Annotated in this window: 3 protein-coding genes; all 3 read right to left on the bottom strand. The window is 39.9% G+C overall.

The features are described 5' to 3' along the window. Positions 1-345 (bottom strand): hypothetical protein (locus HN459_04940; GenBank protein ID MBT3478791.1); only part of this gene is annotated, 345 nt, incomplete at its 3' end. Next, entirely contained in the window at positions 338-1,606 is a 1,269-nt protein-coding gene (locus HN459_04935) for a hypothetical protein (protein MBT3478790.1), read from the bottom strand. The genes HN459_04940 and HN459_04935, both read right to left, overlap by 8 nt. Positions 1,607-1,644: 38 nt before the next feature. Beyond that, positions 1,645-2,127, bottom strand: a 483-nt coding sequence (locus HN459_04930; GenBank protein MBT3478789.1) for a hypothetical protein, incomplete at its 5' end; no start/stop codon positions are given.

Below are 2,127 nucleotides of genomic sequence, written 5' to 3'. Positions count from 1 at the left end.
TTCTATGCCCTTGACGGATTGATTAATCGTAGACTCTGTGCTTTGTTTGAAAGTATCACGAAAGTAGGATGAATTTTCAGTTTCAATGGCTTCAGTATGCATTTCTATGGTAGATGCAACCGTAACCTCAAGCTGGGCAGCTATGGCCGCCTGGGCGGCACTCTGTGCGGTGGAAAAGGTTGTTCCCTCTCCAACGCCCACAAAGTTATATCTTATCGAATACTGTGGCAGTTCCCCTGTTGCAAACCACGTGGGCTCACCAGCGCCAAGAATGAATGATGTGAGCAATAACCACCATAAAAGATGATTCGGAATTAGAGAATAGCCGATCTTGTCATTACTCATAATCAACTTTTAAAAGAATCATCTTACGGTTAACATTTACCTTTCTGAGGATACCTTCTGTTTCTTCCCTCTTGAAGTATTTCTTTACATAACGATATACCTTGGAAGATTTATCATATTTTTTTGGATCACACCAAATTAAGTAATCAACCGTTTGATTAGTGACTATGTTTTCTTTTGAAGACTTCGACATTTCTTCTATGGCATCCATCAGAGCGAACTGAATCTCTTCTATCTGGTCTTCGTCAAAGTCTGTTGAGATATTAAAAATAAGTTTATATTGAATCCCACGATCCACATCTTTTTTCCAGTAGTTGGTTATTCGCGATAATACTTTATCAATCGCATCATTCATGGCTTCTTCAACTGATACCATGAGTTCACCTTTCCTTCCCTGGCTATACCCGGTTTCTGTGCCTAGGAGTCTGGCAGTGGTAGTCTCATACGCTCTTACAACCATTGCATACTTTTTAGTACCATACCCTGCATCTTCCTGTACACCTGAGAATTCGATATACACATCACTACCAATAGACAATGCTAGTTGGTAAGCGTAGTCTTCTTCTCTGTCACCAAGATCCATTTGTGCAGTATTCAAAGATTCCATGGACTCTTGTTGTTCTGGAACAATAACGTCGTATTGTCGTGCAGTGAGGTAGCTTTCTACTACAGCAGCGGCATGCTTATAGGTTGGATTAGTCCGTAATGCATCGATAGGACTTTGACCCTTTTGAACACTGGGCAATACCATAATAAAGGGATTACCAATCGTTTCCGCAAGATCGGAACGTGCCGCTAGTATACCGCGTGCTTCCAGATCCTTGGTCAGTAATTCTTTATTCACTTTAAAACGTTTAACAAGTTTTAGACCTTTACCACCATCTGTTTTTAATTTTTTGATAACCTTAGTGTCTTCATAGGTTACATAATTAGAAACATTATCCTTGTTAAAGAAAAATCCTTCGTGTGCACCAAACTTCTGCTGTTCATCTACAGTGCTCAGCAAAGGGTCCGTTCCACCAAACAGGACGAAATATATAGCAGATTTTTTTGCATCCATTGCTGCACCAGACATACCATTTGTTTCAACGTCCTTCTTCTTATGTCTATCTTTTTTCCCTTTGCCCTTATAAATACCAGTTGCTTCAATCATGACTTCCGATGAAGAAACTGATTCCACCAGCGTTGCCTGCTTAGAGACCGGTAATTGTGCGTTCGAAATGGAAAATAATATGATAAAAACTGGAATTAACTTTTTCACTTAAAACCTCATGTACTGTTTAATTGATTTAGTTAAAATTATTCATCTAGCGCATCATCTAATCTTCCAAAAGCTTGTGTTTTCTTAAAAGTTGCATACATAGCTTCTTCTTGATTTTCCTTTACCTTCGACACGATAGCTTGGCTCGCTGCATTGTCAAATGGTGCTTTTCTCAAGCCCATCAATACATAGACCCTGTAACCACCGCTACTCGTCTGATATGGATATTTCTTGACCACAGTGGCGCCAGAGAGCGTTTCATTACTTACTGACTTAGACGCTTCTGAATAGAATTCTGTAATTTGCACATTTTCTCCCATACCAGCTTCTTCAACCATTGACTCTATCAAAGATTGAACTTTTGCATTGATCGACTGTCCAAGGTTTGCCCTTGCTTGTTGTGTTGCTTTTTGCATGGCAATATTCATCTTACGGGACGTTGCTTCTCCAGTAGCATATACTGCATACTCATCATCCGGCTCCGGGGTCATCATAAACCAATTAGGTACATCCATTGGAGT

Source organism: Candidatus Neomarinimicrobiota bacterium (assembly GCA_018647265.1).
Classification (GTDB): domain Bacteria; phylum Fidelibacterota; class Marinisomatia; order Marinisomatales; family TCS55; genus TCS55.
The sequence above is the reverse complement of the archived record's forward strand: the minus strand, read 5'-3'. Positions and strand labels throughout refer to the sequence as shown.